The sequence below is a fragment of the Streptomyces sp. UC4497 genome, from assembly GCF_054871485.1.
This window is the reverse complement of record NZ_JBTYHB010000013.1, coordinates 65586-90951: the sequence shown is the minus strand read 5'-3', so window position 1 is coordinate 90951 and position 25366 is coordinate 65586. Positions and strand designations below refer to the sequence as shown.

The window sequence follows — 25366 nt, the reverse complement described above, 5'->3', positions numbered from 1 at the left end:
GGAAAACAACAGCTGTCGGGAATCAGCAGCGGAAGACCTGAAGGGACGCCGCTGTCAGCTCGTCGATGGATCTCTCCGGGCGGGCGTACGAGGCGTGCGGAGCGGTGGCCGACGCCTCGGTGACGTCCGGCGCGGGTGACTCGGCGTAGGGGCACGGCAGTTGGGTCGAGCCCGAGGCCGTGCGATGGCGGTCGCGGGTGCGGACCGCTTCGGCAGGACCCTGGGGCTCCGTCCCCTCGCCGTGACAGGCCTTGATGTCGGCGGGCTTCGCGACCGAGGTATGTGCGGACGCGAACGAATGTCCGGATGCGAGGAGGGGAAGCGACAGCAGCAGGGCGATGACAAAGGCCATCGCCGTGCGCTTCCTCCCACCTCGGGACATGTTCCCCCCTCGCGTATCTCTCACCAAGAGATCGCCAACGTAAGGTCAACTGCTGGTCAAGAGCCAGGTTAACTCTGCAAAGGTGGCTCGTGGGTTAACTGGGTGTTTCGGCTCGAAGGATGGGCGAAAGATGGGGGTGTTTTGGCGCGAATGACACCCCTAGACTCGCGATCATGAATCAAGTCACCACAGACACCGGCACACCCCAAGTCGCCGACGACGCAGCCCTGTTCGGCACCATGGCCACGATGCGTGCCATGCGTCGACTGCGCCCGGAACCCATTCCCGACGAGCTGCTGGAAAGGCTGATTCAGGCGGCCGTGTGGGGGCCCAGTGGCGGCAATATGCAGCGTTACGAGTACGTCGTGGTCACCGACCCGGTGGTTATGGCGGAACTGGCACCTTTGTGGACACGATGTGTGGACGCCTATCTGGCGACCACCGGCAAGCACGCGCCCGAGGGCATGGACGAAGCGGCGTACGGGCGCATGGTCGCAGCCATCGAGTACCAGCGCGACCACTTCGCCGAGACACCGGCGCTCGTCATCCCCTGCTACCAGTTCCCGCCGTCCCGCGTCGACGAGGAGGGACTGCAGGCCTCGGTCGCCGCGCTCGGCCCCACGGCGGCCGCCGCGATGGCGAGCACGCAGGAGCGCTTCGCGGCGCTCGCGGAGGGCTCCTGCGTCTACCCCGGCGTACAGAACCTGCTGCTCGCCGCGCGCGGCCTCGGCCTCGCCGCCAACATCACCATCTGGCACCTGATGCTGGAGGACGAGTGGAAGGCCGCGCTCGGCATCCCCGACGGCATGCGGACGTTCGCCGCCATCCCGATCGGCTGGCCGCTCGGCCGCTTCGGTCCGGTGCGCCGCAGGCCGGTCGCGGAGGTGCTGCACCGGAACCGCTGGTAGACCGCGCGCTCAGTCCTCGCGAGTCTCCCGCCGGAGCCGGATCTCCCGGCCCTTCCAGCGCTCGCGCAGCCAGCGGTCGTGGCAGGCGACGACGATGGCGCCGGGGCCCGCGCCCAGCGCGTCCTCCAACTCGTCGCACAGCGTGGGGGACAGATGGTTCGTCGGCTCGTCGAGCAGCAGCAGCTCCGGCGGATTCGCCACGAGCAGCGCGAGCGCGAGCCGGCGCCGCTGGCCGACCGAGAGCTGCCCCACGGGCTGGTCGAGGTCGGCCGGGCGCAGCAGGCCGAGCCCGGCCAGCGGCATCGCCTCGGCGCGCGCGAACCCGAGTTCCTGCGCGTACGTGTCCCGGGCGGTGCGCTCGGGCCGCGCGAACACGGAGTCCTGCGCGAGCAGCCCCACCGACAGGCCCGGGCGTCGGTGTGTGTCGCCCCGCGCCGTCAGCTGCCCGGCGAGAACCGCCAACAGGGTCGACTTCCCGGTGCCGTTGGCGCCGGTGACCAGCAGGCGGTCCTCGGGTGTCACGTCGAGCCGGCCCAGGGTGAGCCGCCCGGGGACATCGACCGCCCGCAGGGACACGAGCGGCTCGTCGATGTCTTCGACCGACATGTCAGCGGCGGACATGTCGGCGAGGCGGTCGGGCCGAAAGCGCAACGGCGGCGGGGGCGCGGCGACCTGTGTGCGTTCCAGTTCCTCGAGGCGGCGGGTGGCATTGCGGACCCGGCGTGAGATCTGGCTCTGCACCCGGTTGGCGCGCTTGCCGTAGCCCATCTTCTCGTTGTCGCGCGGCCCGCGGTCGGGTGCGACGCGGCGCGCCGAGACACCGGCCGAGTGCCGCAGCTCCGCCAATTCCTCCTGCTCCTCGGCGAACCGCCGCTCCCACCGCTCCCGCTCGGCCCGCTTCTCCGCGCGGTAGGCGCTGTAGTTGCCGCCGAACCGCACGGGACCGTCCACCGCCGGATCGAGGTCGACGAGGTCCGTGCAGACGGCGTCGAGGAACGCCCGGTCGTGGCTGGCGAGGACGACCACGCCCGGCAGCGCCCGCACCTGTTCCTCCACGAACAGGGCGGCGTCGTCGTCGAGATGGTTCGTCGGCTCGTCGAGCAGCAGCGCGGTGGGACGGCGCACGAGCAGCGCGGCCAGGGCGAGCCGTCCGCGCTGGCCGCCGGAGAGCGAACCCAGGGTGCGGGTGTGCGCGAACGCCCCGAGGCCGAGACCGGCGAGGGTGATCTCGGCACGCCGGTCCGCGTCCCACGCCTCGTGCTCCCGGGCGCGCTCGAGCAACTGGCCATAGGTGTCGAGCAGTTCGGCGTAGGTGGCGGAGTCCTCCGGGGTCTGGGCGAGCCGATCGCCGAGCCGGTCGAGCTCGGCGAGTTCGGCCCGGGTCTCGCGCAGTGCGTCGTCCAGCACGTCCGCGATCGTCGTCGTGGCGTCGTACGGCGCCTCCTGCTGGAGGAAGCCGAGGTCGGGCGGCCGGACGACACTGCCCGAATCGGGCGTGTCGACGCCGGCGAGAAGGCGCAGCAGAGTCGACTTGCCGACCCCGTTCTCGCCGATCAGGCCGATGCGGCGGCCCGGAGCGGCGGTGAGTGACACACCGTCGAGGACACGACGGGTGCCGAGGGTGCGGGTCAGTTCGTGGGCGATGAGGGCGTGCTGGGGCATGAGGTGTGTTCCGTTCGACGTGAAGCCGTGGGGCCCGCCGGGCGTACGCCTCGGGACGGGCCATGTCGTCACGCCGGCGGATCACATCTCGGGCGCCCCCACCTCGGTCAGCCCGCCGCCCGCGAGCCGCAGCCCGCGCTCCACGCCGATCCGCGCGAGGAACCGCTCGTCGTGGCTGACCACCATGAACGCGCCCTGGTAGGAGGCGAGCGCGCTCTCCAGCTGGCCGACGCCGACCAGGTCGAGGTTGTTCGTCGGCTCGTCGAGGAGCAGCAGCTGCGGGGCCGGCTCCGCGCACAGCACGCAGGCCAGGGTGGCCCGCAGCAGCTCCCCGCCGGAGAGCACCCCGACCGGCAGCTGGGCGCGCGGGCCGCGGAACAGGAAGCGGGCCAGCAGATTCATCCGCTCCGCCTCGGGGCGCCCCGGCGCGAACGCGGCGAAGTTCTCCGCGACGGTGCGCTCGGGGTCGAGCAGGTCCAGACGCTGCGACAGATAGGCGATCCGGCCGTCGGCCCGCTTCACGCTGCCGCCGCTCGGCTGGAGATCGCCGCTCACAAGCCGCAACAGGGTGGTCTTTCCCGCCCCGTTGGGGCCCGTCAGCGCGATGCGCTCAGGACCTCGCACCGAGAAGTCGACGCCCCCGTCGGCGAACAGGTCCTGCTCGCCCCGGCGGACCTGCGCGTGCTCGGCGAGGACGAGGGTGCGGCCCGCGGGCACCTTGGTGTCGGGAAGATCGAGGACGAGGCGCGGATCGTCGCGCACGGCGCGCTCCGCCTCGTCGAGGCGCGCCTTGGCCTCTCCGACGCGGGCCGCGTGCGTCTGCCCGGCCCGGCCCGCGGACTCCTGGGCGCCGCGCTTCATGTTCCCGGCGAAGATCTTGGGCAGTCCGGCGCTCTTCAGGTTGCGCGCGGCGTTGCTCGCGCGGCGCTCGGCGCGCTCGCGGGCCTGCTGCATCTCCCGCTTCTCGCGCTTCACCTCCTGCTCGGCGTTGCGGACGTTCTTCTCGGCGACCTCCTGCTCCGCGCCCACCGCCTCCTCGTACGCGGTGAAGTTGCCTCCGTACCAGCGCAGTTCGCCGTGGTGGAGTTCGGCGATCCGCTCCATCCGGTCCAGGAGCGCGCGGTCGTGACTGACGAGCAGCAGGCAGCCGTTCCAGCGCTCCAGCACGTCGTAGAGGTGGCGGCGGGCGTCGAGGTCGAGGTTGTTGGTCGGCTCGTCGAGGAGCAGCACATCGGGCCTGCGCAGCAGCTGGGCGGCGAGGCCCAGGGAGACGATCTGCCCGCCGCTGAGCGTGTCGAGGCGCCGGTCGAGGCCGAGGGCGCCGAGGCCGAGGGAGTCGAGTTCGGCGCGGGTGCGCTCCTCGATGTCCCAGTCGTCGCCGATGACGGTGAAGTGCTCCTCGCTCACGTCCCCCGACTCGACGGCGTCCAGGGCCCGCACGATCTCGGCGACACCGAGCACCTCGGCCACGGTGAGCGAGCCGGCCAGCGGCAGGTTCTGGGGGAGATGCCCGAGCACACCGTGCACGGTCACCGAGCCGCCGGTGGGCCTCAGCTCACCGGCGATCAACTTGAGAAGGGTGCTCTTGCCCGCGCCGTTCGGGGCCACGAGCCCGGTGCGGCCGGACGGCACGGAGAAGGACAGGCCGTCGAACACCGGGGTGTCGTCGGGCCAGGAGAAGGACAGGTTCGAGCAGACGACGGAAGCGTCGGACACGGAAGCAGACCTCACGTGGGAGACGGGCAGGCCGATACGGCTGCCCGGAACAGGAAAAGGGGACGACTGTGAGGCCACCGAGGCGGTGCGTCAGCGCACCGGCCACTGGCCTGTCAGAGCCGGGTGATCACCCGGAGATGTCGTCGTCCACCGCCATGTTCGTTCTCCTCAAGAGGCGAAAGGTCCAAGAACACTAGCAGCTATGGACGCGCGGTCACCAGTTCAACGGGTAGCGGACCGGGTGTCCGCCGATCCGGCCCGGCAGCAGCCCGATCAGGACCAGCAGGGCGGTGCCGAGGGTCAGCAGGGCGAGAAAGGGGACGGGGTGCGGGGCCTGCAGCACGACGATCACCGAGGTGGCGGCCGCGGGGGAGTGGGAGAGGTGCGTGAGCATCATCGCCCCCAGCGAGAGCCCGGCGGCGACGGCCGCGCCCCATCCGTTGCTCCCCGTCACCGCGAGCGTCCCGAACCCGATGGCGGCGGAGATCAGCTGGCCCCCGACGAGATTGCGCGGCTGCGAGATCGGCAGCCCGGGCGCGCCGTGCACCAGGGCGGCGCTCGCGGCGAGCGGGGGTATCAGGAGCGGCTGCCGCAGCAGCACACCGACGCCGACGAGCACCAGCAGGGCGCCGATCGCGAAGACGGTGGCCCGCAGGGCGTGCAGCGGATGGGGGCGGGGGACGGCGGACGGGGGCGTGGACATGCGATCTCCGGGCAGGGGAAGCGGGGGCCCGGTGATCATAAACAGAATGTTGAAGCCCTGGCATTTTGCTTGCCTCTGAGGCAAGAAGGCGGCGAGCTCGCTGCACGAGAAGACGGCGGGCCCGCTGCTCAAGAAGACGGCGGGCCCGCTACTGCCGTCGGTTGTCCTCCGCGATCCGTGTGGCGCGCGAGCGCACATCCGCCTCGGACAGGCCCGCGTCGCACACGATCGTCATCACGCTGCCGTCGTCCAGCGACACCTGCCGCATCTCGACGCCCAACTTCCGTGTGCGCTGCGGCTCTTCGTCGGACAGGGAATCGTCGGGCATGAGAGCTCCTCACGGTCGACGCCGCGCTGTGCCGCGTCGACTCAACAATGGACGAACTCCCACGGTAGGCACACCGGGTGGTGCGCGGGGTGCACCGGCGGGGCGCAGTCACACGATCGGGCCCGTGGGCCTCACCGTACGGCCTGGTGTGCCGCCTCCGTCTCGGTGTCGGCGTCGCCGGTACGCAGGGCGCCGCCCGCCGTCTCGAGGTGGGCGCGGACGAACCACTGGAACTTCTCGAGCTCGCGCAGCTGTCCGATCAGCAGGTCCTGGGTGGCGAGGTCGATCCTGCCGGTCTGCTCGACCGCCTTGCGGACATCCTCGATCAGGCCTGTGTAGACGACGTCGAGGGCGCCGAGATGGGCGATCGCGTCCGCCCGGCCGACGCTGTAGTCCTCCCAAGTACGCGCGGCGACGAGCACGCCCGGTGTGCCGTGGCTGACGCCGCCGAGCGCCGCGGCGCGCTCCGCCACGTCGTCCGCCATCGCGCGGACCTTGTCGACCTGCGGGTCGACCATCTCGTGCACGGCGATGAAGTGCGGTCCGACGACGTTCCAGTGGATGTGCTTGAGCGTGAGGTGCAGATCGTTGAGCGCGTGCAGGCGCAGCTGCAGGATGTCGATGAGCTCGCCCGCCTCGGTCACGTCGAGACCGGGGACGGTGTACTTCGGGTTGCTCCGCAGAGCCATGGTGCGTGTCTCCCTTCGGACTTCGAGCTGATGAGCTGCACTGTCCGACTACCCCGCATGCGAGATCCATTCATGATCGGCCCGGGTCGGGGAGGCGGCCCCCGGGGTTCCCCGATGGGTAAGGTTAGGCTAACCTTCAGCACGTGAGATCTGGTGAACGCGCAGGTAGCGCCCCTCGTCCGCGCGGTCACGAACTGTCGGCCGAGCATGTGACCGTGTCGTACGACGGAGTCGACGTCGTGCACGACGCGGCCCTCGTCCTCAAGCCCGGTGAAGTGACCGCTCTCGTCGGTCCGAACGGCAGCGGCAAGTCCACGCTGTTGCGGACCATCGCACGGCTGCAGAAGCCCCGGCACGGCACGCTGAGCCTCGACGCGGGCACCTCCGACGCCGCCGACGGCTTCGACCTCACCGCCCGCCAGTTCGCCCGCCGCGTCGCCCTGTTGACGCAGAGCCGGCCCACGCCGGGCGGGCTCACCGTGCGCGACGTCGTCGAGTTCGGCCGCTACCCCTACCGCGGACGGTGGGGGCAGGCCGACGCCGACGGCGCCGAGGTCGTCGCGCGGGTCCTGGCGATGACCGGTGTGGAGACACTCGCGGACCGGGGTGTCGACCAGCTCTCCGGCGGGCAGTTGCAGCGCGTGTGGCTGGCGAGCTGCCTCGCCCAGCAGACCGGCGTGCTCCTCCTCGACGAGCCGACCACCTACCTCGACCTGCGCTACCAGATCGAACTCCTCGACCTCATGCGGGACCTGGCGGACGACGGCGGCATCGCCGTCGGCGTCGTCCTGCACGACCTCGACCAGGCCGCAGCCGTCGCCGACCGGATCGCGCTGCTCAGCGACGGCCGCGTCATCGCCGACGGCGCCCCCGAGGACGTACTGCGCTCCGAGCGCCTCACCGAGACGTACGGCATCCGCGTCGATGTCGACACCGACCCCTTCACCGGACGGCTGCGCACCCGCGCGATAGGCCGTCACCACAGCAGAAGCGAAAGGCTCCAGAGCACCTCATGAGACGCCCCCTGATCGTCGCCGCATCGGCCGCCGCAGCGGCCCTCGTCCTCTCCGCCTGTGGCACGTCCGAGCCCGCTCAGACGGATCCCGACATCACGGCCGAGAAGATCACCCTGACCGGTGCGGACGGCTCCAAGGTGAGCCTGGACGGCCCGGCCACCAAGGTCGTCGGCACCGAGTGGAACGTCGTCGAGTCCCTCGTCACGCTCGGCGTCGACCCCGCCGGTGTCGCCGACGTCAAGGGCTACAAGGCCTGGGACACCGCCGCGCCGCTCACCAACTCGCCCAAGGACATCGGTACTCGGGGCGAGCCCAGCATGGACAGCATCGCGGGCCTCACCCCGGACCTCATCATCGCCACGAACGACCTGTCGGCGTCCGCGATCAAGCAGATGAAGAAGATCGCCCCGGTCCTCACGGTCAAGTCGGCCGACGGCGCGGACCAGGTCGGCACGATGTTCGAGACCCTCGACACCATCGCGAAGGCCACCGGCAAGCAGGACGAGGCCAAGGCCGCCAAGAAGGCGTACGAGTCGAAGCTCGCCGAGGGCAAGAAGGCGCTCAAGGACGCGGGCGCCGACGGCTCGAGGATCGCCACCGCCGACGGCTACTCCGCCTCCAACCAGGTCTCCGTGCGCGCCTTCACCAACACCTCGCTGCTCGGCTCCGTCAACGAGGACCTCGGCCTGAAGAACGCCTGGAAGGTCAAGGGCGACAAGGACTACGGCCTGGCCACCACCGACGTCGAGGGCCTCACCGGGCTCGGCGACGACGTGCAGTTCACGTACATCGGCAACAAGAAGGCCGGCGGCTCCGACGTCTTCACCAAGGACCTCGCCGACAACTCCGTGTGGACGTCGCTGCCCTTCGTGAAGGCCGGCGACGTGCACCGACTGCCCGACGGCACCTGGCTGTTCGGCGGACCGAAGTCGATGGAGCACTACATCGACGGCGTCGTCGCCGCCCTGACGAAGAAGTAGGCACGTGGCCGTCACCGCACCTCCCCGCACTCTGACGGCGCCGTCCTTCGGCGCCGTCGGGGTGACGGCCGGGCTCGCGCTGCTCGTGGCCGTGCTCGCCGTCGTCGACATCACCTACGGCACGGCCGACGTCGGCGCCCGGCAGGTGTGGCAGGCCCTCACCGGGCAGGCCGAGGCGGGCGACGCCTCCGTCGTCGTCGCCTCCCGGCTGCCGCGCATGGTGGCCGGACTGCTCGTCGGCGTGGCGCTCGGCGCGGCCGGCGCCGTGCTGCAGGCCGTGAGCCGCAACGTGCTCGCCTCGCCCGACACCCTCGCCGTCAACGCCGGTTCGTACCTGGCGCTCGGCGTGCTCGCGGCCACCGGCGCGACCGCCTCCGTGTTCGCGTCCTCCGCCGTCGCCCTTGTCGGCGGACTCGCCGCGGCGGCCGTCGTGCTCGGCCTCGCCGGACGCGGCGCCACCACCGTCCGCCTGGTCCTCGCGGGCAGCGCCCTCGCCCTCGGCCTCAACGCCGTCACCGAGTCGCTGATCCTGCTCTTCCCCGAACAGACCGAGGGCCTCTACCAGTGGAACCAGGGCAGCATCGCCCAGAACGGTTTCGCCGGTGTGGCCCGCATGGCGCCCCTCGTGGTCGTCGCGCTCCTCGGCCTCGTGCTGCTCGCCCGCCGCGTCGACGGTCTCGCCCTCGGGGACGACGCGGCGCGCGGCCTCGGCATCCCGGTGCGCGGCACCCGCGTCACCGCCGTCGTGCTCGCCGCGCTCCTCTCGGCGGCCGCCGTCACCCTGGCCGGACCGATCGGCTTCGTGGGCCTGTGCGCCCCGGCCCTGGTCAGGCCGGTGGCCCGCCGCGTGCGTTCGCTCGTACGGCACCGGGTGCGCATCCCCGTCGCGGGCCTCGTCGGCGCCGCCCTCGTGCTCGGCTCCGACCTGCTGCTGCGCGCCGTGACCTCCGCCCAGGTCGCGGTCACCGTGCCGACGGGCGTGGTCACCAGCGTCGTCGGCGCGGTGTTCCTGGTCGTGATGGCGCTGCGGCTGCGCGACGGGGAGGCCGCAGCGCCCCCCGACCGGCTGCGCATCCCGAACCGCAAGGTGTTCGCGGTCACCGTGGCCGGCCTGGCGGCAGTGCTGATCGGCACGGCCGTCGCGGGCGTCCTCCTCGGCGACAGCGCCCTGCTCCTCGGCGACGTCGTCAACTGGGCGGGCGGACAGGCCGGTCAGGCCATCACGTTCGTCCTCGACACCCGGGTGCCGCGCGTCCTGGCCGCGCTGTGCGCAGGCGCGGCGCTCGCCCTGTCCGGCACCCTCGTGCAGTCCGTGACCCGCAACCCGCTCGCGGAACCCGGCGTCCTCGGCGTCTCCGGCGGCGCCGCGCTCGGCGCGGTCCTGCTGGTCACCACGGTGCCCGGCGCCGGTTCGTGGACCATCGCCGCGGCGGCGTTCGCGGGCGCGGGCGTCACCTCCGCGATCGTCTTCGGCCTCGCCGCCAAGGGCGGATTCCAGCAGAGCCGGCTCGTCCTGATCGGCATCGGCACGGCGTCGGGGACGGCGGCCCTGATCAGTCTCCTGATCGTGCTCACCGACCGGTTCAGCGCGACCAAGGCCCTGGTGTGGCTGTCCGGTTCGACGTACGGGCGCAGCTTCCCGGACGTACTGCCGGTCGCGGCCGTGCTCGTCGTCGGCGCCGTCATCGCGGTCGCCCGGCGCAAGGAGCTCGACCTCGTCTCCCTCGACGGGGACACGCCCCGCCTCCTCGGCCTCGACCTCGCGCGCGGTCGCCTCGGCTTCCTGGTGCTCAGCGTGCTGCTCAGCGCCACGGCCGTCGCCGCCGCGGGCACGATCGGCTTCGTGGGCCTCGTCGCGCCGCACGCTGCCCGCGCCCTGGTCGGGCGCAGGCACGTGCGCGTCGTGCCCGTCGCGATGCTCCTGGGCGCGGCCCTGGTCTGTCTCGCGGACCTGCTGGGCCGCTCCGTGATCGCCCCGGCGCAGCTGGGCGCGGGCCTGATGACGGCCGTCGTCGGCACGCCGTACTTCGTGTACCTGCTGGTGCGCGGACGGCGTTAGAGGCTGGTGTCGAACTTCGCGCCTGCCCGGCGGCTCCGGACGCCGGGCAGACGGTTCCTCAACCCGCCTTCGTACGCAACACCTCGAGAGCCCGGTCCGCATGCGCGCTCATCCTGAACTCGCTGCGGACCACCTCGAGCACCTGCCGATCGGTGCCGATCACGAACGTGGCGCGCTTGGTCGGCAACGGGCCGAAGCCGCGCGCCACCCCGAACCGGCCGCGCACCTCGCCCTCCGGGTCGGACAGCAGCGGAAACCCGAGCGTGTGCCGCTGCGTGAACTCCCGCTGACGCTCGACGGCGTCGGAGCTGATCCCCACCGGGCGCGCGCCGACCGCCGCGAACTCCGCCGCCAGATCCCGGAAGTGGCAGGCCTCCGCGGTGCAGCCGGGGGTGAGCGCGGCCGGGTAGAAGAAGAGCACGACCGGCCCCTCGGAGAGCAGGGACGACAGCGAGGTGGGCGCCCCCGTCTCGTCGGGCAGGGTGAAGTCCTCGACGACGGATCCGGCGTGGATCCGGGCGGACGTGGGCATGGGGCCTCCCAGGGCTCGACAGTGGACGCGTGTGTCGTCCACGTATACCGGACGGTAAGTAGTACCGAACAGAATGTGCCCCAGGGATGTTGAGCCGGTGCAAGCTGGGTAGGGGCGGCTCATGGACGTGTCGCATGACCAGAACGTGGAGACGGCAGTGGCCGCTGCCGCCTTTCTCTCCGGGCAGCAGGTCACCGAGAAGCAGTGCGGTGGCTGCGGAACCGTGGTGGCGGGCATCAACGGCCGCTATGCGTGCGGCGCTTGTGGCTGGATCAACCACTGGTCGGACGGTGACACCCACCTGCCCGGTGCGGAGGACGACGTCTGATCGACGCCGCGGGGGAGTGGTGTGATCGAACGTTCCTGCGGTGCCCGCCCCTCGCGTCGAACTGGTTGTGAAGGCCGTCGGGTCATTCACGCATATGCCACGGGTTGTATGCCCCTTGGCCTAAGGTTTGGAATGTCGCCCTTGTCGGGCGACACAGCACAGTCCGGCGGGAGCGGTGATGGGCCGGGCGACCCACGTGTCCGGCAGTGCCGCCGGGTGCGGGGCAAGGAGTGATGAGTGCTCCCGCGCAGGTGCGACAGCAGGGATGAGGTGGGTCAGGGTGAGCCCTGACGAACGGCACACGTATGGGCGCCTGGAGGCGCTGGCGGCGGGAGTCATCGCCTACCCGGACGGCGAGCGGCTCGCGTGCGAGGTCCAGTTGCAGTACACCGCGGACGACCCCCTGGTCGTCCGGATGGTCGTTCCCAAAGGGCAGGCGCGCGGCGGGAGTTGGGTGCTGTCCCGCGATCTGCTCTCCGCCGGTCTCAGCGGCGCGGCCGGTATCGGCGACGTGACGGTGCGGCCCGTGGCGCAGGAGGGCGAGCCCCTCGGCGTGGAGATCGAGATCCGCGACGCACGCGCTGGCGAACCCGTCCGCTTCGTGATGGGGCACCGGGCGCTGCTCACCTATCTGGAGCGCAGCCACGCCCTCGTCCCGTTCGGCGCGGAGGCCGACCAGGGCGCGATGGACCGGGAGTTGGAGCTGTTCCTCGACGAGAGGGGGCGACCCGGGGAGGCCGGGAATGCGTGATAACCCGCGTATTGCGCCCTTCGTGTGATCCTCGGCCCCGGCCGCAACCGGCGCACGGTCCCCGGTGCTCTCTGCCTTCGAGACAACGGCGTACGCCACGAAGGAGGCCGGCATGCACACCATCACGACCGGGCTGGACGAAGAGCAGATCCGCGCCATCGACTGGGCCGACGACTGGCTGCTGGCCCCGCCGAACCCGGCGCACCGCCTGCCCTCCCGGATCGACCCGAAGGACATGCGCCGCCTCGAACTGAACGCCGTCCTCACCGCGTCGGGCATCGCCCCCTCGCCCGGCGACACGGAAGCGATCGACCAGCTCAGCGCGCTCCCGGACGCCGTGCACGCCACCCTGCGCCGCTGGCTGGGATGTTGCGGTCAGTGCGGGTGCGCCGCCTGACTCCCGCCGTGACACCGGGTGGCGACACCACCGGGACGGGCCCCTTCACACCTGGTGTGAAGGGGCCTTGGTGTGTCATCGGGGACGTGGTCACAGGCGGCGGGACACGTCCTCTGCCGCCTGCCGCACCGCTGGAGCGAACCCGGCCAGCTGCTCCTCGGTGACGAGGAAGGTGAGCGAGGAGACCGAGACGGCGCCGACCGGTGTGCCGTCCGCGTCGAGGACCGGGGCCGCGATCGAGCAGATCGAAGCGTCCGCCTCCTCGTAGTCGGTGGCGTACCCGGCATCGCGGATCGCGGCCAACTCCTTGATGAGACCGGTCCGATCGGTGTGCGTGTGGGGGGTGCGGGCGGGCAGGCCGGTGCGGTCGAGGACGGCAGCGGCCTCCTCGGGAGGAAGATGGGCCAGCAGCGCCTTTCCCGCGGCGGTCGCGTGCAGCGGCAGTGGCGCCCCGACGTCGGTGGCGATGCGGTAGGCGTGGCCCGGGTCGACCTTGTGCGTGTACGTCGCGTGGTCCCCGCTCGGCACCGCCAAGTGCACGGCCTGGCCCAGGCGTTGCTGCAGCGCGCGCAGCACGGCGTCGATGCCGACCGCGTCGTCCGCCAGCACCTGCGCGGCCATCGTACGCAATTGGTTGCCGCAGCCGTAGCGGCCCTCGCCGTCGGCGGCGGCGTACCCCTCCTCGACGAGCGTGGCGAGGACCCGGTGCGTGCTGGCCTTGGAGACGCCGGAGCGCTCCGCGATGTCGCCGAGCCGGTGCGGTCCGTCCGCACGCGCCACCGCGTGCAGTACACGAAGCGCCTTCACGACGGAATTCGCGGGCTTGCTCGCTTCCATTGACCCTCCGAGGAGACGCGGGCTATGTTTCCACTCGATCCGCCGAGCGGAACGCCATTCTACTCCACGGAACGTACTCGGGTCCTCGACTCGAGTGTCCAGCAGCGGTGTGCCCAGCCGCGCTCCGCTGCGCCCGTCGTCGCACGCACCACTTTCATGCCGGGGAAAGGTCGCCGTCCATGGCTGTGCACGCAGCTCCTTCCGCAGGTCCGCAACGATTCGATCTCGTCGTCTCCGGTGGGCTGTTGGCCGACCCCCTGAGCCCGGCGCCCTTCGCCGGTGACCTCGCCGTGCAGGGCGGCCGCATCGCCGCGATCGGGGAGCCCGGCACGCTGGCCGGACAGGCGCGCGTCGACGCGACGGGGCTGCTCGTGGCACCCGGCCTGATCGACCTCCACTCGCATGTCTACGCGCCCCGCACCTCGCTCGGTGTGCCTGCCGACACGGTCGGCGTCGAGCAGGGTGTCACCACCGTGGTGGACGCGGGCAGTTGCGGCAGCGACCACTGGGACGACTTCGCAGGCAACGTTGTCAACGTTGCCGCGACCCGCGTCCTGAGCTGGCTCAACATCTCCCGGCACGGCCTCGTCCACGGCCGCACCGAACTCGCGGGCGGCCCCGGCGACATCGACGAGGCGGCCACCGAGAAGCTGCTGCGCGAGCACCCCGACCGGGTGCGAGGCATCAAGGTGCGGATGAGCTCCTCGGTCCTCGGCGACAGCGGCCTCGAACCTCTGCGGGCCGCGAAGCGGGTCGCCGCGCGCGTGGGCCGGCCGGTCATGGTGCACGTCGGCAACGAACCGCCGCGCCTCGCCGACGTACTGGACCTGCTCGGCGAGGGCGACGTCGTCACGCACGCCTTCCACGGCAAGCCCGGCGGCCTGTTCGGCAGCGAGGGCGCCGCGCGCCGGGCCGTGGCGCGCGGGGTGCGGCTCGATGTCGGTCACGGCAGCGCGAGCCTCAACTTCGCCACCGCCGAACGGGCCCTCGCCGCGGGCTTCACCCCGCACACCATCAGTACCGACGTACACGTCGGCAATGTCGAGGGGCCGGTCCACTCGCTCGTCACCACGCTCAACAAGCTGCTCGCGCTCGGCCTCGACACGCACCAGGCGATCCGGTGCGCGACGCTGCACCCCGCCCAAGTCCTCGGGCTTGAGGATGAGTTGGGCACTCTGCGCGTCGGTGGCGCCGCCGATCTGACGCTGCTGCGCCTCGTCGAGCGCACCGCCGTACTGACCGACGCCGACGGCGACACACGTACCGCCCACACCCAGCTGGAGGCGGTCCGGACGGTGCGCGCCGGACGTCTCCACACCCCCGGGACCTCCACCGGCTGAGTCCCACCCACCGACCGCTCCACCGAACCACCGAGAGGCCCGTGAATGAGCACGCCCCTGATCGAACGGCTCGCGACGGCCGTCCAGGACACCACGCAGCCCGTCACCGACGAGGACCGGGCCGACCTGGCGGAGTTCCTGCCGATCGCGCTGGCCCACGCGCAGGTCGCCGGGATCGTCTTCGACGAGACACGGGTGCTCGCCCTCGCCGTGCACGCGCTCGCCTTCGTCCGCCGGGTGCGCACCGTCGAACACCTCGACCCGCTCGACCCGGAACTGGCCTCCGAACTGCGCGCCGAACGCATCGCGTCCGCCCGCACCCTCATCGACACCTACTGCGCCCCGCGCGAATTCCTCGCGGGAGACACCGAAGTCCTGCTGCTCGCCCTGCACTTCGAGGCGGCGGCACAGCTCCAGCACCAGTCCACCCCTCAGGCCTGACCCCACCCACCAAGGAGCACCGCCATGACAGTCAAGATCGTGATCGGACACCGGCTCGGCAAGGGCCAGGCCGTCGCCGACGGCGTACGCGCGGCGGGCGGCGAACCCGTCCTCATCGCCGGCCCCGGCGCCGACATGAAGGTCGGCGACGTGATGGCCGCGGAGGGCGCCGCGCTCGGCATCTCCTTCTGCGGCAGCGGTGGCGCGGGAGCGGTCACCGCCAAGGCCAAGTACGGCCACGACATCGAGTTCGGGATGCGCTCGGCGCAGGCCGGGGTGACCGCAGTGGAACAGGGTCGCACCGTCCTCGGCTTCGGCTTCCTCGACAGCGAGGAACTGGGCTTCAAGGTCACCCAGGCGCTCCTCAAGAAGCTGGGGGAAGACGCCTCGTGAAGCAGACCCGCCACACCCTGCGGCTCACCGGCTCCGGGCCCACCAGGGACAAGGCGTTCGCCACCGCCATCGGCCAGGTGCAGTCCTCCGTCGACAAGGTGACCGACGGCGTGTGCTTCCGCGTGGAGCCCCTCGAACTCGAGGTCGTCGCGGCCGTGGAACACCGCTGGACGGAACGCTTCCTCGGGCTTCTCTTCCCCCGCACCCGGCAGCGCTTCGAACTCACCCTGCGCGTCGAGGTGCAGGTGGCCTCGCTCGACCTGGAAACCGTCGACTTCACGGTGCGCGAGGAGCGGCTCTCGCCGGTCCAGCACGCCCTGCACATGAGGTGACCCGATGAACGAGACCCTCACCGTCCTGCTGGAGTCCCTCGTCATCGGCGGACTCATCGGCTTCGGCGCCTCCGCGGGCGTGGCCCGCATGTTCCACGCGCCGAAGGTCCAGGGCATGGGCGCCTTCCGTACGCTCGGCGAGCTGAACGCCTGTCAGAACGACCCGGTCGCGCACTTCTCCTTCGGGCTCGGGTTTTTGTTCAACGCCTGGTCGAGCGCGGTGGGGACCGGTGCGCTCACCTCCGACGTGGACCACCGCATCGTGCCGCACTGGACCGCGTCGGTCGCGATGATCAAGAACCGCAGGCTCGCCGAGACCCTGCACAACCCGCGGCGCATGGCCATCACCGGCACGGCCGTCGGCATGGTCCTGGTCACCCTCCTCAACACCACCGCCGCCTCGATCCCGCACTCCCTGCAGGAGGTCGCGGCCAAGGTGCTGGGGCCCGCCTCGGAGTGGCTGATCAACCCCGTGATGCCGATCATCTTCTGGATGGCCGCCGTCGACGCGGGTCGGCGCGCTGGCGCCTGGGGCACCGTCCTCGGCGGCCTCGGCCACCTCGTGATGGGCAACGCCGTGCCCGGCATCGTGCTCGGCATCGTCATCGGCAAGGGCGTCGACGACCTGGGCTGGACGAAGGTCACCAAGTCCCTCGCCGCCGTGGTGCTCACGCTCTTCGCCGCCAGCACCTTCCTGCGCGGGGCCGACCTCACCCTGCTCCAGCAGCTGAACGTCGACATCCCGCACTGGCTCACGCACCTCCACGACGTGACCGGCACCAAGCCCGAGTGAGGCAGGCACCGACATGACCGACACATCAACCTCCGCCACGGGTGGCATACCGGCGCAGAACTCCGGCTCCGGCTCCGGTTCCGGCGAACAGCGGGCCAAGGGCGGCTTCCTGACCAAGGTGCCGGGCGAGGGCAGCTTCTGGCTCTCCGAATGGGCCTTCCCCGTCTTCGTCGCCTGCCTGGCCGCCGGCATCTTCACCGGCACGCAGCTCTACTACACGTACGGGACCGGCGTGTTCAGCGACGTCGCGGTCGCCTCCATGCTCAAGGCCGGTATGGAGAACGGCAGTTACGGCGCCGCGGCCGCCTTCGGCGCCGGCTTCCTGTTCGCCCGCGTCATCGAGGGACCCATGGTGGGCATCCTCGACATCGGCGGCTCCCTCCAGACCGGCGTCGGCATCGGCATCCCCGCCATGCTGCTCGGCGCCGGATTCACCGCCCCGCTCGAACACTTCTGGCTCGCCATCCCGGTGGGCGCCCTCCTCGGTGCCGTCATCGGGGTGGCGATCCTCGCGATCCGGCGCGCCACCGTGAACTCGACGGGCGGCACCTCCACCTTCGGCGCCGACGTGATGATGGGCGCGGGCAACTCCGCCGGACGCTATCTGGGTCCGCTCGTCATCATCTCCGCCGCCACCGCGTCGCTGCCCGTCGGCATCGGCTCGACCATCGGCGCCGCCCTCTTCTACAAGTGGAAGAAGCCGCTGACCGGCGGAGCCATCATCGGCGCGATGCTCGCGGGCCTCTTCTTCCCGATCCCCGGCAAGTGACCCCACCCCTGCCCTTAGGACGTACCGTGCACTCTCTCCACCACGACCTCGGCACACCACCCGCCATCAACGCCAGCGGCAAGATGACGGCCCTCGGCGGCAGCGTCCTCAGCGACGGCGTCGTCGCCGCGATGGGCCAGGCCGCCCGCCACCACGTTGTCATGGACGACCTGATGGCCGCCGTCGGCCGCGAGATCGGCCGCGCCACCGGCACCGAGGACGGCTGCCCCACCACCGGCGCCGCCTCCGGCATCGCCATCGCGGTCGCCGCCGTCATCGCCGGCACCGACCTGTCCCGCATCGAAACCCTGCCCGACGCGGGCGACGCCCCCTGCGAGGTGATCCTGCCGCGCGGCCACTCCGTCCACTTCGGCGCGCCCCTACGGCAGATGGTCGCGCTCGGCGGCGGCCGCCCCGTCGAGGTCGGCTCCGCGAACAAGGTGAGCGCCGACCACCTGGCCGGCGCGATCGGCCCGCGCACCGCGGCCCTGCTGTACGTCCAGTCCCACCACGCCGTGCAGAAGGGCATGGTGTCCCTGCCGGAGACCATCGAGGTGGCCCGCGCCCACGACCTCCCGGTCGTCGTCGACGCCGCGGCCGAGGGCGAACTGCGCCGCTGGCCCGCCACCGGCGCCGACCTCGTGATCTACAGCGGCGGCAAGGCCGTCGGCGGACCCACCTCCGGGATGATCTGCGGCAGCTCCGCGCACATGGCGGCGTGCCGGGCCCAATACGGCGGCATCGCCCGCCCGATGAAGGTCGGCAAGGAGACCCTCTTCGGCCTCGTGCAGGCCCTGCGCGAGTACGGCAACGCCCCGAGCGGCGGGCACCGGCCGCGCATGGAGAAGCTCGCCGCGCGCCTCGCGGACCTGCCGGGCCTCACCACCCGCGTCGTCAGCGACGAGGCGGGACGCGACATCCACCGCACCGAACTCACCGTGGACCCCGATACGGCGGGCCGTGACGCGGCGACTCTCGCGGCCGAACTCGCAACGTTCGGCGTGTACTTGAGGGACCATCACGCCGTGACGGGACGCCTCGCGATCGACCCGCGCCCCATGAACCCCGAGGAAGAGGAACAGCTGGTCGACCGGCTGACCGCACTGCTGGACGGAGAGAACAACCGATGACCGTCGTCGAACGCCGCCTGGTGGTCACCGAGGAAGCCGGCCTGCATGCCCGCCCCGCCGCCGCATTCGCCCAGACCGCCGCCCGCGCCACCTCCGATGTGACCGTCGCGCGGGAGGACGGACACGAGGTCCCCGCCCGCAGCGTCCTGTCGCTGATGACACTCAACATCCGCTGCGGCGACGCCATCGTGCTGCGCGCCCGCGGGGCCGACGCCGAGTCGACCCTGGACGCCCTCGCCGAGATCGCGGCCCCGGCATGACCACAGCCCGTACCCGACCGGAGTCCACCATGCACGCCGAAGTCATCGACGCCCTGCGCGCCGCGCGCGTCACCCCGACCGTGCGCGAGGCCGACGCCGACACCGCGGACGCGGTGGCCCGCACCCTCGTGAACTGCGGACTCACCGCCTTCGAGTTCACCGCCACCACACCCGGCTGGGAGGACCTGGTCACGGCCTGGGTGAAGGAGTTCCCGGAGGTGACACTCGGCCTCGGCACCGTCACCTCGCCCGAGATCGCCGAACGCGCCCTGGCGGCCGGTGCGCACTTCTTGGTGAGTCCTTTCCAGGTGCCCGAGGTACGTCCCGTCGCCGACGCCGCGGGCCGGCTCCTGGTCGAGGGCGGACTCACCCCGAGCGAACTGCGGATCGCGGCGGACCGGGGTGTCGCCAAGCTGTTCCCCGCGCACGTCGGAGGCATCGCCTACCTGAGGTCCGTGCTCTCCGTGCTGCCCGGCGCCCGGATCATGGCGACGGGCGGTGTGAGCGTGGACGACGCCGACAAGTGGCTCGCCGCGGGCGCCTTCTCGGTCAGTATCGGCAGCGACCTCACGCGCGGCGACGTAGCGGCGAACGTGTCCCGGCTGAAAGAGCGCGTCGGGTGAGGGGAGTTCAGAGAGCCACGCGTCGGCATAACGGAGCGATCTCGGCACTGGAAACAGGGCGAGCGCATCCGTTGTAGTGGCTCCATGACATGCGAGCCGACAGCACCTCCGCGCCGCGGGCCGTGGTGGCGACGGGGCACCGCCCTCCTCGCCACCGCTCTGGTCCTGGGCACCGCCACGGGCGCCCGCCACCAGGAGGGTTACCCGCGGATCCAGGACAGCGCCTGCGAAGCGTCGGCCGCGAAGGCGAAGAACTCGGGCACCCCTGCTCCCGACCTCGACGGCGACGGCAGCCCGGACCTGGCGCTCGGTGTCCCGGCCGGCAACGGTGACGTCTACCAGACCGGCCGTATCGCCCTGCTGCACGGCGCCAGGCCCGGCGACCGCATGGTGTTCACGCCCACGGACTTCGACCTGCCCGAGCACGACTCGATGACGGACGGCGAGAGCGGTCCGACCGTCGCCGACCTGGACGGCGACGGCCATCTCGACCTCGTGGCGGGCGGCAGCGCCCACGTGCAGTGGGGCGGCGCACACGGCCCGGACCCCGGCCACGTAGCCGCGCGCATCCCGCTTCCGCACATGGGCAAGGGCCAGCCGGTACGGATCAGCAAGGGCGAGGACGTCTACGAGGACCCGACGGTGGCCGGGGACTTCGACGGCGACGGTCGGGTCGACCTGGCCACCTACCGCACCGGCCTGCACGAGCGTCACCTCGTGGTGCTGCGGGGCCCGTTCACCCGTACCGGCAAACCGGCGAGGATCACCGAACGCACCGACCCCTACGGCAGCTCGGCCGACGCCGTCACCGGTCTTCGGCTGATCGCGGCGGAGGTCACGGGCGACCGGGCCACCGACCTGCTGGTGCACAAACCCGGAGCGCCGGAAGCGCTCCGGCTGTTGGCCGGGGGAGTGGACACCGCGAGCGGCCTCGCCGCGCGGCCCGCACCGCTGCCGCGCGGCGAGAACGTCGCAGTCGGCGACTTCGACGGCGACGGACGGCCCGACATCGCCCTCGGCGACAGCGGCGTCCCCATGGACGACGAGTTCGCACCGCGCGACCGCAAGGGCAAGGTGACCATCCGTTACGGCAGGGCGCCCGAGGCCCCGGTCGTCATCGACGGCGGCGTGCGCAAGGGAGGTTTCGGCATCGACCTGATGGCCGCGGACGTCAACGGCGACGGCTGCGATGACCTCGCCGTCCGCAGCGACGACGACCGGGTGGGCGGGCACGACCGGATCGACATCCTGCGGGGCGGCTCCTCGCCGGGCCTGGGCTCCGAGCCGTGGCACTCACTGCCGCGGCCCTCGGGCCGGATCGAGGACGCCGCCGATGTCGACGGCGACGGCCGCGACGAACTCGTCCTGGCCTCGGGCCACACCTGGCGGGTGGTCGACGGTTCGGGGAAGCAGAGGGAGTCGTTCGACGTCCGGAAGGTGGCGCGGCCGCTCACCTAGGCGGCGGGTGTGCACCCGTGGCGCTCGGGACGGGAGCCCGTCGCGCCAGTGAACTCGCGGCGCGTCGGATACAGGCTGTACGCCGCTAGGGGGCGCACCTCGGCCGAACACACCACGTCGGCACCGGCGGCCGCGCCCACGTGCTCCAGGAGCAGCGCCAGAATCCGCTGCGACAGGCGTGTCATGGTCCGCTCGCTGCGCCCCGGGAGCAGCGCCACCTCCACGTGCACGACCGGCACGTCGTCGTGCTCGCTGCCGACGACGTACGTCTCCGTGGCGGCACGGAAGAACGTCTTGCAGGTGCCGCGCGAGCCCGACCCCTCGACGACCAGGGCGTGCAACGCGGTGGCGAGGGCGGCCCGGTCGAGGGTGTCGGTGAGCGTGGGCGAGTAGTCGACGGTGATCTGAGGCACGGCGCCTCCGCGGCGGACAAGGTGGGTGGGTTTTACATCTACCTGTCGACCACTTTATCCCGTCGCACGTCACGCCTTGAACGCGCGGGTACGGGGGAGAGGGACGCGCGGGTACGGGTGCGGGGAACGCACGGGTACGGGTGAGGGCCCGGCCGAGTCCGACCGGGCCCTCACCCGTCATGTCACGCCTCGCTGGCGTCGAGCATCTCCGCGCGCTCCACGATCTTCACGCGCTCACGGCCGTGCGGCTCGCCGAGCGCCTTCTCGGCGGCGTCCAGCTTGTACCAGCCGTCCCAGGTCGTGTACCGGATGCCGCGCTCGCCGAGGAACTCCTCGACGGACTCCGGGGTGGGCGAGACCGGCGTCTGCAGGCGGCCCTCCGCGTGGTCGGCGAGCAGGTTCGCGATCGTCTCGTTGGCGTCGCCCTTGGTGTGCCCGATGAGGCCCACGGGGCCACGCCGGATCCAGCCGGTCACGTACGTCGACTGCAGGTGCTCACCGTTCTCCTGGATGACACGGCCGCCCTCGTCCGGGACGGTGCCGGACTTGATGTCCCAGGGGAGCTTGGGCAGTTCGTCGGAGAGGTAGCCCACTGCGCGGTAGACGGCGCCGAGGTCCCAGTCGGTGAAGTTGCCGGTGCCCTTGACGTTGCCCGTGCCGTCCAGCTCGGTGCGCTCGGTGCGCAGGCCGACGACGCGGCCGTCCTCGCCGAGGATCTCGGTCGGCGACTCGAAGAAGTGCAGGAACAGCTTGTGCGGGCGGTCGCCCTCGTCGCGGATCGCCCAGTTCTCCAGCGTCTTGGCGACCATGTCGGTCTGCTTCTCGCTGCGGCGGGCGGCGATCGAGCCCTCGTCGTAGTCGATGTCCTCGGGGTTGACGATGACCTCGATGGACGGGGAGTGGTCCAGCTCGCGCAGCTCCATCGGGCTGAACTTGGCCTGCGCGGGGCCACGACGGCCGAAGACGTGGACCTCCAGGGCCTTGTTCGCCTTCAGTCCCTCGTAGACGTTGGCCGGGATCTCGGTCGGCAGCAGCTCGTCCGCCGTCTTCGCGAGCACGCGCGCCACGTCGAGCGCGACGTTGCCGACACCCAGGACGGCGACCTTCTCGGCCTCCAGCGGCCAGGTGCGCGGCACGTCGGGGTGGCCGTCGTACCAGGACACGAAGTCCGCGGCGCCGTACGAGCCCTCGAGCTCGATGCCCGGGATGTCGAGCGCCCGGTCCGCCGTCGCACCCGTGGAGAAGACGACCGCGTCGTAGAAGGCGCGCAGGTCGTCGAGGTCGATGTCGCGCGGGTAGTCGACGTTGCCGAACAGGCGGACCTGCGGCTTGTCGAGCACCTGGTGGAGGGCCTTCACGATGCCCTTGATGCGCGGGTGGTCCGGCGCGACGCCGTAGCGGATCAGGCCGAACGGCGCCGGCATGCGCTCGAAGAGGTCGATGGACACCCCCGGCTCGGAGGCCGCTTCGGACTTGAGCAGGGCGTCGGCGGCGTAGATGCCGGCGGGGCCGGCTCCGACGATGGCGACCCTCAGGGGGCGAGGCATGGTTCAGGTTCCCTTCGAGGTGGTTCCCGTGGTCCGTACGCGCAGGTCGGGCCACGAGTGCTTGAAGGGAAGCCTAAAGTAAGGCAAGCCTTAGAAAGTAGGCGGGTCCGGTCTATGGGCACATAAGGCTGCCTTATGGGGGTCGATAGCTTGGCTTTAGGGGCTCCGCCTAAGCTGGAAGATCCGTGGGTCGCGCTCTGTTGGACCCGTTGGGAACTGTTCGTCGTGTCAGGTAATGCAGGGAGTGGCGTATGTCAGAGGTAACCGAGAGGGCAGTGCTGGCGGGTGGCTGCTTCTGGGGCATGCAGGACCTGATCCGCAAGCGGCCCGGCGTGCTGTCGACGCGTGTCGGGTACTCCGGCGGTGACACGCCCAACGCCACGTACCGTAACCACGGCGACCACGCCGAGGCCATCGAGATCGTCTATGACCCTTCCGTGATCACCTACCGGGACCTGCTGGAGTTCTTCTTCCAGGTGCACGACCCGACCACGAAGGACCGCCAGGGCAACGACCTGGGGCGCAGCTACCGGTCCGCGATCTACTGCGTGGACGACGCGCAGCGCCAGGTCGCCGTCGACACCATCGCGGACGTCGAGGCGAGCGGCCTGTGGCCCGGGAAGGTCGTGACCGAGGTCGAGCCGGTCGGCGACTTCTGGGAGGCCGAGCCGGAGCACCAGGACTACCTGGAGCGCTACCCGGAGGGCTATACCTGCCACTTCCCGCGGCCGAACTGGAAGCTGCCGAAGCGCGCCGCCTGAGTTCGGGGGCCGGGTGCCGCTCGGAGGAGAGCGGCACCCGCACGCATCTTGTTTCCATGTACACGTAAATGCATGATGACGGCATGCAGCAGCGGGTAACGACGAAATCGAGCCCCTTCAAGCAGCCGAAGGCCGTCTGGGCCGTCGCGTTCGCCTGCGTCATCTCCTTCATGGGTATCGGTCTCGTGGACCCGATCCTGCCCGCCCTGGCCGACAGCCTGCATGCCACGCCCAGCCAGGTGTCCCTGCTGTTCAGCAGCTATCTCATCGTCACCGCGGTCGCGATGCTCGTCGTCGGCTGGTTCTCCAGCCGCTTCGGCGCCAAGCGCACCCTCGTCATCGGCCTGAGCGTGATCGTCGTCTTCTCGGCGCTCGCCGGAGCCACCGGCTCCATCAACGGCATCGTGGGCTTCCGCGCCGGCTGGGGACTCGGCAACGCGCTGTTCATCGCCACCTCCCTGGCCGTCATCGTCGCCTCGGCGAGCGGCGGATTCGGCGGCGCGATCATCCTCTACGAGACCGCGCTCGGCCTCGGGATCGCCGTCGGGCCGTTGCTCGGCGGCGAGTTGGGGGCGATCAGCTGGCGCGGTCCCTTCTTCGGCGTCGCCGTCCTGATGGCCGTCGCGCTGGTCGCCACCATCGCCTTCGTCCCCGATCTGCCCAGGCCCAAAAAGATCACGTCGCCGATCGCACCGCTCAAGGCACTGCGCCACCGCGGCCTGCTGACCATGGGCATCATGGCGCTCCTCTACAACTGGGGCTTCTTCACGATGCTCGGGTACGCCCCGTACCCCATGGAGCTGGACGCCCACGAACTCGGCCTCGTCTTCACCGGCTGGGGGCTCCTGGTCGCCCTGTTCAGCGTGTACTTCGCGCCGCGCCTCCAGGCGCGCTACGGCACCGCCGCCGTCCTGTACGCGAATCTCTTCTGCCTCGGCGTCGTGATGGCCGTCATCGCCGCCGGGGTCTCGACGCCGACCGTGGTGATCGTCGCGGTCATCGTCAGCGGCGCCTTCATCGGCATCAACAACACGCTCACCACGCAGGCCGTCATGCTCGTCTCACCGGTGGAGCGCCCCGTCGCCTCGTCCGCGTACGGCTTCCTGCGGTTCATCGGCGGCGGCCTCGCGCCGTACGTCGCGGGCAAGTTGGCCGATGCCATGGACCTGAGCGTGCCCTTCTACCTGGCCGCGCTCACCTTCGTCCTCGCCATCCCGGTCCTCGCCAGCGGGCACCGGCTGCTGCGGCAGGCCGAGGCGGACCCGGGCGGGGGCGAGCCGGTGCAGCCGTCGTTCACACCTGTGGGAGCCGTGGCTCCGAGCACCGACCCGCGCGTCGTCGTCGCCGTCGGGGACCACGACAGGGCGCCCGCCATCGTCGACGCGGCCGCGCGCCTCGCCCGGGACACCGGCAGCCCGCTGGAGGTCGTGCACGTCCGGCAGACCGCCGTGGTCGACGACCAGGCCGCCGACGCCGAGGACCTCGCCCAGGCCCGCGCCGCCGTCCAGGACCACCTCGACCGGCTCGCGGCTGCGGGGACGGCCGCCACCGGGCAGGTGCTGAACAGCGTCGGGGACCACGCCGCCGCCGGCCGCGCGCTGGCCCGGCACGCGGCGGACGTCGGCGCCCGCGTCGTGGCCGTCGGGCACTCGCCGCGCGGCCCGCTCACCCAGTTCGCCGACGGCAGCTTCACCACCGCCCTCACCCACGCCTGCGCGTGCACGGTCGTCCTCGTCGCCACCGGCACGGACTCCGCGCCGCGCCCACTGACCGCGGCCGCACTGGCCCAACTGCGCGGCGCGGGCGCCTGACGCGCAC

General features: G+C 71.4%; 29 protein-coding genes. 19 read left to right on the top strand and 10 right to left on the bottom strand.

Going from position 1 to position 25366, the window contains the following annotated elements:
- Positions 1-22: 22 nt before the first annotated feature.
- On the bottom strand, positions 23-352 hold the full coding sequence (locus tag ACYSUO_RS20095; protein ID WP_461777542.1) for a hypothetical protein: 330 nt from the start codon (positions 350-352) through the stop codon (positions 23-25).
- Between the two features lie 203 nt (positions 353-555).
- On the opposite strand from ACYSUO_RS20095, the gene ACYSUO_RS20090 reads away from it, so the two are divergent.
- Positions 556-1290, top strand: a complete 735-nt coding sequence (locus tag ACYSUO_RS20090) for a nitroreductase family protein (protein ID WP_461777541.1) — start codon at positions 556-558, stop codon at positions 1288-1290.
- A gap of 9 nt (positions 1291-1299) precedes the next feature.
- On the opposite strand, the gene ACYSUO_RS20085 is transcribed toward ACYSUO_RS20090, so the two are convergent.
- The 5 genes from ACYSUO_RS20085 to ACYSUO_RS20065 all read right to left on the bottom strand — a co-directional run bounded on the left by ACYSUO_RS20085 (position 1300) and on the right by ACYSUO_RS20065 (position 6388).
- Positions 1300-2952: an ABC-F family ATP-binding cassette domain-containing protein gene (locus tag ACYSUO_RS20085; RefSeq protein WP_461777540.1), complete on the bottom strand. Its 1653-nt coding sequence runs from the start codon at positions 2950-2952 to the stop codon at positions 1300-1302.
- An 81-nt stretch (positions 2953-3033) separates the two neighbouring features.
- On the bottom strand, positions 3034-4668 hold the full coding sequence (gene abc-f, locus ACYSUO_RS20080) for a ribosomal protection-like ABC-F family protein (RefSeq protein ID WP_461777539.1): 1635 nt from the start codon (positions 4666-4668) through the stop codon (positions 3034-3036).
- Positions 4669-4882: 214 nt separating this feature from the next.
- Positions 4883-5371 carry an HPP family protein gene (locus ACYSUO_RS20075; protein WP_461777538.1) on the bottom strand — a complete coding sequence of 163 codons (489 nt, stop codon included), beginning with the start codon at positions 5369-5371 and terminating at the stop codon, positions 4883-4885.
- A gap of 148 nt (positions 5372-5519) precedes the next feature.
- The gene (locus ACYSUO_RS20070) at positions 5520-5699 is read right to left on the bottom strand and encodes a hypothetical protein (protein WP_461777537.1); all 180 of its coding nucleotides are present in this window, start codon (positions 5697-5699) and stop codon (positions 5520-5522) included.
- Between the two features lie 131 nt (positions 5700-5830).
- Positions 5831-6388: a Dps family protein gene (locus tag ACYSUO_RS20065; RefSeq protein WP_461777536.1), complete on the bottom strand. Its 558-nt coding sequence runs from the start codon at positions 6386-6388 to the stop codon at positions 5831-5833.
- Between the two features lie 143 nt (positions 6389-6531).
- Between ACYSUO_RS20065 and ACYSUO_RS20060 the strand changes: the two genes are divergently transcribed.
- From ACYSUO_RS20060 to ACYSUO_RS20050, 3 genes are read left to right on the top strand one after another with little or no spacing between them, the layout of a single operon-like run.
- Positions 6532-7404: an ABC transporter ATP-binding protein gene (locus ACYSUO_RS20060; RefSeq protein WP_461777535.1), complete on the top strand. Its 873-nt coding sequence runs from the start codon at positions 6532-6534 to the stop codon at positions 7402-7404.
- The gene (locus ACYSUO_RS20055; protein ID WP_461777534.1) at positions 7401-8384 is read left to right on the top strand and encodes an ABC transporter substrate-binding protein; all 984 of its coding nucleotides are present in this window, start codon (positions 7401-7403) and stop codon (positions 8382-8384) included. The genes ACYSUO_RS20060 and ACYSUO_RS20055 overlap by 4 nt, the downstream gene beginning before the upstream one ends.
- 4 nt (positions 8385-8388) lie before the next feature.
- Positions 8389-10443, top strand: a complete 2055-nt coding sequence (locus ACYSUO_RS20050; RefSeq protein WP_461777533.1) for an iron ABC transporter permease — start codon at positions 8389-8391, stop codon at positions 10441-10443.
- Between the two features lie 58 nt (positions 10444-10501).
- Here ACYSUO_RS20050 and ACYSUO_RS20045 read toward each other — a convergent pair whose 3' ends face one another.
- On the bottom strand, positions 10502-10975 hold the full coding sequence (locus tag ACYSUO_RS20045) for a peroxiredoxin (RefSeq protein WP_461777532.1): 474 nt from the start codon (positions 10973-10975) through the stop codon (positions 10502-10504).
- A gap of 121 nt (positions 10976-11096) precedes the next feature.
- On the opposite strand from ACYSUO_RS20045, the gene ACYSUO_RS20040 reads away from it, so the two are divergent.
- The 3 genes from ACYSUO_RS20040 (at position 11097) to ACYSUO_RS20030 (ending at position 12451) form a co-directional block, all read left to right on the top strand.
- Entirely contained in the window at positions 11097-11303 is a 207-nt protein-coding gene (locus tag ACYSUO_RS20040; protein WP_306321985.1) for a hypothetical protein, read from the top strand.
- Between the two features lie 280 nt (positions 11304-11583).
- The gene (locus ACYSUO_RS20035) at positions 11584-12054 is read left to right on the top strand and encodes an SsgA family sporulation/cell division regulator (protein ID WP_461777531.1); all 471 of its coding nucleotides are present in this window, start codon (positions 11584-11586) and stop codon (positions 12052-12054) included.
- 112 nt (positions 12055-12166) lie between these two features.
- Entirely contained in the window at positions 12167-12451 is a 285-nt protein-coding gene (locus tag ACYSUO_RS20030) for a hypothetical protein (RefSeq protein WP_426895706.1), read from the top strand.
- A 90-nt stretch (positions 12452-12541) separates the two neighbouring features.
- Here the strand turns inward: ACYSUO_RS20030 and ACYSUO_RS20025 are convergent, their stop codons facing one another.
- Positions 12542-13288 (bottom strand): IclR family transcriptional regulator, encoded by a 747-nt coding sequence (locus ACYSUO_RS20025; RefSeq protein WP_461777530.1) that lies wholly within the window; start codon positions 13286-13288, stop codon positions 12542-12544.
- Between the two features lie 179 nt (positions 13289-13467).
- Here ACYSUO_RS20025 and ACYSUO_RS20020 point away from each other — a divergent pair, with 179 nt between their 5' ends.
- The 10 genes from ACYSUO_RS20020 to ACYSUO_RS19975 all read left to right on the top strand — a co-directional run bounded on the left by ACYSUO_RS20020 (position 13468) and on the right by ACYSUO_RS19975 (position 20827).
- A complete protein-coding gene (locus ACYSUO_RS20020) occupies positions 13468-14628 on the top strand; it encodes an amidohydrolase/deacetylase family metallohydrolase (protein ID WP_461777529.1) in 1161 nt (386 codons plus the stop codon).
- A 45-nt stretch (positions 14629-14673) separates the two neighbouring features.
- Entirely contained in the window at positions 14674-15069 is a 396-nt protein-coding gene (locus ACYSUO_RS20015) for a hypothetical protein (protein WP_461777528.1), read from the top strand.
- 24 nt (positions 15070-15093) lie between these two features.
- The gene (locus ACYSUO_RS20010) at positions 15094-15462 is read left to right on the top strand and encodes an SFCGS family glycine-rich protein (RefSeq protein ID WP_266718416.1); all 369 of its coding nucleotides are present in this window, start codon (positions 15094-15096) and stop codon (positions 15460-15462) included.
- Positions 15459-15794: a DUF4312 family protein gene (locus ACYSUO_RS20005; protein ID WP_461777527.1), complete on the top strand. Its 336-nt coding sequence runs from the start codon at positions 15459-15461 to the stop codon at positions 15792-15794. Before ACYSUO_RS20010 ends, ACYSUO_RS20005 begins: the two co-directional genes overlap by 4 nt.
- A gap of 4 nt (positions 15795-15798) precedes the next feature.
- Positions 15799-16587: a DUF4311 domain-containing protein gene (locus tag ACYSUO_RS20000; RefSeq protein ID WP_426895695.1), complete on the top strand. Its 789-nt coding sequence runs from the start codon at positions 15799-15801 to the stop codon at positions 16585-16587.
- Positions 16588-16600: 13 nt separating this feature from the next.
- Positions 16601-17356: a DUF4310 family protein gene (locus tag ACYSUO_RS19995; RefSeq protein WP_461777526.1), complete on the top strand. Its 756-nt coding sequence runs from the start codon at positions 16601-16603 to the stop codon at positions 17354-17356.
- Positions 17357-17382: 26 nt separating this feature from the next.
- A complete protein-coding gene (locus ACYSUO_RS19990) occupies positions 17383-18486 on the top strand; it encodes a DgaE family pyridoxal phosphate-dependent ammonia lyase (protein WP_461777525.1) in 1104 nt (367 codons plus the stop codon).
- Entirely contained in the window at positions 18483-18746 is a 264-nt protein-coding gene (locus tag ACYSUO_RS19985; protein WP_426895689.1) for an HPr family phosphocarrier protein, read from the top strand. Before ACYSUO_RS19990 ends, ACYSUO_RS19985 begins: the two co-directional genes overlap by 4 nt.
- Positions 18747-18775: 29 nt before the next feature.
- Complete coding sequence (locus tag ACYSUO_RS19980) at positions 18776-19369, top strand: bifunctional 4-hydroxy-2-oxoglutarate aldolase/2-dehydro-3-deoxy-phosphogluconate aldolase (RefSeq protein ID WP_461777524.1); 594 nt, start codon at positions 18776-18778, stop codon at positions 19367-19369.
- Positions 19370-19453: 84 nt separating this feature from the next.
- Positions 19454-20827, top strand: a complete 1374-nt coding sequence (locus ACYSUO_RS19975; protein WP_461777523.1) for an FG-GAP repeat domain-containing protein — start codon at positions 19454-19456, stop codon at positions 20825-20827.
- On the opposite strand, the gene ACYSUO_RS19970 is transcribed toward ACYSUO_RS19975, so the two are convergent.
- Complete coding sequence (locus ACYSUO_RS19970) at positions 20824-21240, bottom strand: 5-carboxymethyl-2-hydroxymuconate Delta-isomerase (protein WP_461777522.1); 417 nt, start codon at positions 21238-21240, stop codon at positions 20824-20826. The genes ACYSUO_RS19975 and ACYSUO_RS19970 overlap by 4 nt on opposite strands.
- 182 nt (positions 21241-21422) lie before the next feature.
- On the bottom strand, positions 21423-22787 hold the full coding sequence (locus ACYSUO_RS19965) for an FAD-dependent oxidoreductase (RefSeq protein WP_461777521.1): 1365 nt from the start codon (positions 22785-22787) through the stop codon (positions 21423-21425).
- 251 nt (positions 22788-23038) lie between these two features.
- On the opposite strand from ACYSUO_RS19965, the gene msrA reads away from it, so the two are divergent.
- Together msrA and ACYSUO_RS19955 are read left to right on the top strand one after the other, a co-directional pair.
- Positions 23039-23548 (top strand): peptide-methionine (S)-S-oxide reductase MsrA, encoded by a 510-nt coding sequence (gene msrA / locus ACYSUO_RS19960; protein WP_461777520.1) that lies wholly within the window; start codon positions 23039-23041, stop codon positions 23546-23548.
- An 83-nt stretch (positions 23549-23631) separates the two neighbouring features.
- Positions 23632-25359: an MFS transporter gene (locus ACYSUO_RS19955; RefSeq protein WP_461777519.1), complete on the top strand. Its 1728-nt coding sequence runs from the start codon at positions 23632-23634 to the stop codon at positions 25357-25359.
- The last annotated feature ends 7 nt before the right edge of the window (positions 25360-25366 follow it).